Raw genomic sequence first — 6,536 nt, 5'->3', positions numbered from 1 at the left:
CGCGTTCTTGCAGACGGTCAGCACCGCCTTCAGCGACACGGTTGCCATTCAGGCGGTCGGCCCCGCCTTCGGCGACGCGGTTGGCATTCAGGCGATCCGAGCCACCTTCAGCGACGACTGGGTGGGCAAAAGCGTTTGCAGCGAGTACCGAGAAAGCGAGGCTAAGCAAGAGTTGGCGTTTCATGATGGTGTGCTCCAAGTGTTTTAGTTGGGGTGTTGCCGGGTATGGGTTTGATGTTACGCGTTGCATTTTTTAAGAGAACTTCATTGGGCTGATGGTGACTATCGACGCCGGCGATGGCCCGCATGGGCGGGCCATCAAGGGCCGTCATGGCATCTGCGGCTGTTCTTGAGGGCGCAGGTCAAACACCAGCACCTCGGCATCCTCACCCTGGCTTATGCGGATCTGGCGCTCGTCACGTACTCGGGCACCGTCGCCTTCCTGCAAGCGCTGGCCATTGATCTCCACGCTGCCGCGGGCCACATGGATGTACACGTGGCGGTTTGGCGCCAGGTCCAGGCTGGCGCTTTCATCGCCGTTGAACAGCCCGGCATACACCCGCGCATCCTGGCGTACATGCAGTGAACCCTTGGCGCCATCCGGCGAGATGATCAACTGCAGGCGCCCACGTTTCTGTGCTTCGCTGAAGTGTTCCTGCTGATAGCGCGGCTCGGCGCCGGCCACGTTCGGCACGATCCAGATCTGCAGGAAGTGCACACCACGGGTCTGGCTGTGGTTGAACTCGCTATGGGCCACGCCGCGGCCGGCGCTCATCAGTTGCACATCGCCGGGGCGGATCACCGAGCCGGTGCCCAGGGTGTCCTTGTGCTCCAGGGCGCCTTCGAGCACATAGGAGAAAATCTCCATGTCGCGGTGCGGGTGCTGGCCGAAGCCTTTGCCGGCGGCGACGCGGTCGTCATTGATCACCAGCAGGTCGGAGAAACCCTGTTCCTTGGGGTTCCAGTAGTTGGCGAACGAGAAGGTGTGGAACGACTTCAACCAACCGTGATTGGCGGCGCCGCGTTCGGAAGCTTTGCGAAGGGTCAGCATGGTGGTGTCCTCAAGTGAGCGCGGGCTGCGACATGCAGGGCGCTTGCGTTGAGAAGAAGATTACTGGTTACCGAAATATTCATTAAGAAGCTAAAAACTGAATAACTGTCTCATATGGGTTGACAGTAAAAGACGTGCCATAATGCCGGCCGCATTCTTTTCCGATGGACGTCTCTCGTGATGAAAACCGTGGCCATGGCGCTGTTTCCGGACTTCCTCCTGCTCGACATGGCCGGGCCGCTTGAAGTGTTTTCGATTGCCAACCGCTACCTGCCGCCGGCGCAGCACTACCAGATCCTTACCCTGGGCACCGAACCCGGCCCGCTGCGCGCGTCCAACGGCGTCGTCGTCCAGCCCGACCTGCTGTTGGAGCAGGCGCACGATGCCTACGACCTGTTGCTGGTGCCCGGCGGCCCCGGTGCCTATAACGAATGCCATCCCGACTTGCTGCCCTGGCTGCGAGCCGCTGCACCTCGGTCGCGGCGTTTCGGTTCGATCTGCACCGGCGCCTTTGTGCTGGGGCATGCGGGGTTGCTCGACGGCCACCGGGTGACCACCCACTGGCACTACACCGACCGCTTGATCAAAGCCTTCCCCCAGGCCATCGTCGAGACTGACCGCATCTACCTGCAGGACGGTCGCTTGATTACGTCGGGTGGGGTCACGGCCGGTATCGACCTGGCGCTGTCGGTCGTAGCCCAGGACCATGGCAAACAGGTGGCAGTGGAAGTCGCCAAGGTGCTGCTGGTGGTGATGAAACGCCAGGGCGGCCAGGCTCAGTTCAGCCCGATGACCGCCGCCGTGTCGCCCCTTGAAACCGCGATTACCCGTGTGCAGAACCAGGTACTGGCCCATCTGGATCAGCCACACACCATCGAGTCGATGGCGGCGCTGGCGGGCATGAGTGCCCGGCATTTTGCGCGGCTGTTTACCAAGGAGGTGCAGATGACGCCCATGGCCTTCCTGCAAGGCGCGCGCATCGACCGCGCGCGGCATTTGCTGGAAACCACCGACCTGCCGCTCAAGACCGTGGCCTTCTACGCCGGTTTCGGCAGCGTGCGGCATATGCGTTTTCTGTTCACTGAAAAGCTCGGCCTCAACCCCACCCAATACCGACAACAGTTCAGTTAACGACAGGATGTCCGTCTCGCGCACCTGAATGTCCGTGACGCTCCCTGTGCCAGCATTGTCCTGTCACGGGTAGCTGGCAAGATAACGCCAGGCCCATGGAAAAGGAGGCGCAGACGCCCAAGCTCGGGTGTTTCAGCGCTGTTACGGACATGAACAACCCGCACTCGGTGAGCTTCGGCCCCTACACGTTTCACCGACAACAACGCCTGGTCAGCAAGTCTGGCTGGCCGGTGCCGCTGGGCGGGCGGGCCCTGGATATCCTGGCGGTGCTGCTGGAAACCCCTGGGCAGTTTGTCAGCAAGGACACCCTGATCGCGCGGGTCTGGCCGTGCAGCGTGGTCGAGCAGAACAACCTGCGCGTGCATATCGCGGCCTTGCGCCGGGCGTTGGATGGCCAGCGCTATATCCTCAACGACCCCCAACGCGGGTATTGCTTCGTGGCGCCGGGGCAGGGCACCGTGGCCGCGACTACACCGAGGCACAATCTGGCCGTGCGGCTCAGCGCGGTGATCGGTCGCGATGAGTTGCTGGGCGTGCTGGTGCGGCGCCTGTCCGGGCAACGCCTGATGACGTTGACCGGAAGCGCCGGCGTGGGCAAAAGCACCTTGGCGCTGGCACTGGCCGAGCGCGTGCTGCCGCGCTACGGCGATGGCGTGTGGTGGGTGGACCTGGCGACGGTCGAGGCGCCGATGGAAATGCTCCGCCACGTGACCCGAACGCTGGGTCTTGAAGCCTGCAATAACGCCCGTGAACTGGCGCGCCAGTTGGCTTCACGCCAATTGCTGCTGGTGCTGGATGGCGCTGACCTGTTGCTCGCCGCCTGTCGGCATCTGGTGCGCACGCTGCTTGAGCGGGCGCCTCGGGTGACGGTGTTGGTGAGCAGTCGTGAGGCCTTGCAGGTCCCTGGCGAATGGGTGCAACGCGTGCCCCGGTTGGCATTGCCGATGCCGTATGCCTGGGCCAGTGTCGAGCAGGCAATGATGTACCCGGCCGTGCAACTGTTTGTCGCTCGGGTTCGGGCCAGTCAGCAGGGCTTTGCGCTGCGGCCCCAGGACCTGGCACCGCTGCGTGATATCTGCCGGCGTCTGGATGGTATTCCCTTGGCCCTCGAACTGGCGGCTGCCCAGGTCGATGCCTTGGGGGTGCACGGTGTGCAGGCGCAATTGCGCAACGGCTTGCAGGTGCTGACCCGGGGCCGGCGCACGGCGGTTGAACGGCACCGCTCCATGGCCGCGGCCCTGGACTGGACCTACCAGCGCCTGAGCCTGCCGGAGCGCTGGCTGTTCCTGCAATTGGGTTTGTTCAAGATGGCGGTGACCTTGCCGACCCTTGCCAGGCTGGTCGCGGGTACCGAGTTGGAACACGCCGACCTGGGGTACCTGCTGGGGCGTCTGGTCGCCACTTCGTTGCTGACGGTCGAGCCCGGTCCGGGTGCGCAGCGCTATCGCTTGCTTAACAGCGTGCGCAGCTACGCGTTGATGCAACTGCGCGACCCGGTGCAGGTGGCGCGTTTGCAGCAGGGTTATGGGCATTACCTGGGGCCGTTTTCAGGCCGGCCGTTGGTCCTGCAACTCGTCGAGCAGGCTGCGTGCGCGGATTAGGTCCTGGCTGGCAAAACCTTCGGTGAATCGCGCGTAAACCCCACCCAGCAGTTCGCGAGCGGCCTGCCGGCGACCTTGTTTTTGCCACAGTCGCGCCAGCGACTCCGCAGTGCGCATCTCCCAGGCCAGGGCGCCTTGTTGTTGCGCCAGGCCCAGGGCTTCCAACAGCAGGGTTTCGGCGGCGTCGGGTGCGTCCTGGTGCAGCAACGCCTGCGCGCGAACCCGCAGCAATTCCGGCGCGCACCAGCCGGCGGCACCGCTGCGCACCCGCTCGACCGCGGGTTCGTCCACCGTCGCAACGCCCAGTGTAATCATGATGTCCTTGACCAGGCCGAGGCCGTTCAAATCCCCTTGGCCTGGCCCGTCGGCATAGTGCGCCGCCCAGGTCTGGAACAGCTGGGCCGAATGGCGCTGGGCATGCTGTAACAGCAGTGCCTGCAATGCCTGTGCGGCCGCGCCATCGCCGTTATAGCGGGCGATCACCACACCGGCCAGGGCCAGGGTGTAGCAGATCGAGGTGCCATGGTTGATCTGCAAGGCCAGCTCCAGCGCCTGGCTGGCGGTCCGCCAGGCGCGCTCGGGAGCCCCGCGTAGCCATTGGATGCGGGCAAGCACGGTCAGTGAGGCGACGCTCTGGTCGTATTGCACGCCGAAGCCATGGGTGAACCGATTGAGATGGCCGCTGTGGGCCATGCGCTGGATCACCTGTTCGGCATTGTGCAGGGCCAGTGTCTGGTTGCCTGCAAAATGCTGCGCCAGTACTCGCAGGCGCTGGGCACTCAGGTCCAGCAGCGGGTCGGTACGTGGGTCGAGGCGATCGAACTGCACACTCTGTTCCAGGGCTTCGCGGTAGTGACCGGCACACAGGTTGACCGCCATATGCCCGGACACGGCCCGCAATTGGCCCGCAACGTCCTGACGCGCTTCGGCCAACTGCCTGGCCTGCTCGAAGGCGGCGATCGTCTGGGGCGCCCCACCCAGGGCGTGATAGGACAGGCTGCCCAAGGCCAATTGCAGTTGCATCATCAACTGGGTGCAGGGCGCGCTCGACTGCTGCATCAATACCAGCGCCTTGCCCACATAGAACCTGTGCTCGCGCAGCAGGGATAATTCCTGCCACAGCGGCATTGCGCTGACCGTCAGGCAAATGCCCAACTGCTGCGTGCCCTGGTCGCCCAAGCCCCAATCGAGGGCGGCGCGGACGTCTTCGCGTAGCGGTGCGTAGCGGTCGATCCAGGCTTGGGTCGCCGTGCGCTCCCAGTCCTCCCGCGCCTGCTCCATCAATACCAGGCAGCGCGCGGCGTGGCGCTCGCGGGTGGTGTCGAGTTCATCGGCCTGGCTGAGTTTTTCCAGGGCATAGGTGCGGGTAATGTCCAGCAGGCGGTACACCACCTCGTCATCGCCGGGCTCCACGTTGAGCAGGGACTTGGCCACCAGTTGGCTGATCGAACCGAGTACCTCGGCCGGGGCAATCGGCTCCCCGGCGATCACTGCCGCCGCGCTGGCCAGGCTGAACCCGTCACGAAACACCGCCAGGCGGCGCAAGCAAATCTGCTCGCAGTGCGTGAGCAGGTCGAAGCTCCAGTCCAGCGTAGCGCGCAGGGTTTGCTGGCGGGGCAGCGCACTGCGCCGGCCACGGGTGAGCAGGCGGAAGTTGTCTTCCATTTGCACCAGCAGGCGTGGCAAGCCGAAGCGTTCGATTTGCGCCGCTACCAACTCGATGGCCAGCGGAATGCCGTCCAGGCGCTGGCAGATGTCAATGGCCAGGGGCAGTTCGGCTTCGCTCAGTTCAAAACTGTCCTGATGGGACATGGCCCGTTCGATCAGCAGTTGCAGGGCCGGGTAGCCCAGGGCCTGGGCACGGTTGCCAGTGGCGGGCGGGCAGGCCAGGGGCTCCAGGCGTTGCACATACTCACCCTCGGCGCGCAGGGCTTCGCGGCTGGTGGTGAGGATATGCAGGTGGGGCGCATGGCGCAGCAACGTTTCGCAGATCAGGGCCATGTCATCGAGCAGGTGCTCGCAGTTGTCGATTACCAGCAGCAACTGACGTTCGTGCAGGCTGCGCGCGAGGGCGAGCAGCGGCTCATGCTCGGTAAGCGTCAGGTCGAGCAGGGCGGCGAGGTTGGGCAGGATCATCGACGGCGCACTGAGGGGCGCCAGGTCCAGCAGGCGAATGCCATCGGCGTAGTGCCCGATCAGCAGCTCCGCGACCCGCAGCGCCACGGTGGTCTTGCCGATACCCCCGGCGCCGGTCAGGGTGATGAAACGCTGTTGCGGCAATTGCTGCACCAGCGCGTCGATCAGCGCCTGGCGGCCGATCATTCGTGTACGCCGCAGCGGCAGGTTGTGGCCCTGGCTGTGGGGAGGGCCGTCGGTGGGCAGGGTCATCGGCTCGATGCTCAGTGGGGCGACAAAACTGTAGCCGCGCTGGGCTACCGTCACGATATAGCGCTGCCCGGCCTGGCCATCGCCCAAGGCCTTGCGCAACGCCGCCATATGCACCCGCAGGTTGCCGTCTTCCACCACGCTTTTCGGCCAGACCCGCGCGATCAGTTCCTGCTTGCTCACCACATTGCCGGCCTGCTCCAGCAGGATCAGCAGAATGTCCACCGCGCGCCGTCCCAGGCGCAATGGGCGGCCGGCCTCCAGCACCAGGCGTTGGTGCGGGTGAATGCGGTACGGGCCGAAGTGTACGGCCTGGTCGCTGAGGTCATTCATGCTGGCGCAGGCCCTGAAAAGACAATCGCCTGAGC

At 64.6% G+C, this 6,536-nt stretch carries 4 protein-coding genes and 1 pseudogene; 2 read left to right on the top strand and 3 right to left on the bottom strand.

From position 1 onward, the window contains the following. A pseudogene (locus ACODSV_RS30400) lies at positions 1-184 on the bottom strand (hypothetical protein); the annotation flags it as partial. Between the two features lie 144 nt (positions 185-328). Then, entirely contained in the window at positions 329-1,051 is a 723-nt protein-coding gene (locus ACODSV_RS30395) for a pirin family protein (RefSeq protein ID WP_024076068.1), read from the bottom strand. Positions 1,052-1,231: 180 nt separating this feature from the next. Here ACODSV_RS30395 and ACODSV_RS30390 point away from each other — a divergent pair, with 180 nt between their 5' ends. Together ACODSV_RS30390 and ACODSV_RS30385 are read left to right on the top strand one after the other, a co-directional pair. Continuing rightward, positions 1,232-2,182 carry a GlxA family transcriptional regulator gene (locus ACODSV_RS30390; protein WP_041160963.1) on the top strand — a complete coding sequence of 317 codons (951 nt, stop codon included), beginning with the start codon at positions 1,232-1,234 and terminating at the stop codon, positions 2,180-2,182. Positions 2,183-2,277: 95 nt separating this feature from the next. Then, positions 2,278-3,783, top strand: a complete 1,506-nt coding sequence (locus ACODSV_RS30385; protein ID WP_150056475.1) for an ATP-binding protein — start codon at positions 2,278-2,280, stop codon at positions 3,781-3,783. Here the strand turns inward: ACODSV_RS30385 and ACODSV_RS30380 are convergent. Next, a complete protein-coding gene (locus ACODSV_RS30380) occupies positions 3,730-6,501 on the bottom strand; it encodes an ATP-binding protein (RefSeq protein ID WP_150056476.1) in 2,772 nt (923 codons plus the stop codon). The genes ACODSV_RS30385 and ACODSV_RS30380 overlap by 54 nt on opposite strands. Positions 6,502-6,536 lie beyond the last annotated feature (35 nt).

It is taken from the genome of Pseudomonas sp. FG86 (assembly GCF_057808775.1).
The sequence above is the reverse complement of the archived record's forward strand: the minus strand, read 5'-3'. Positions and strand labels throughout refer to the sequence as shown.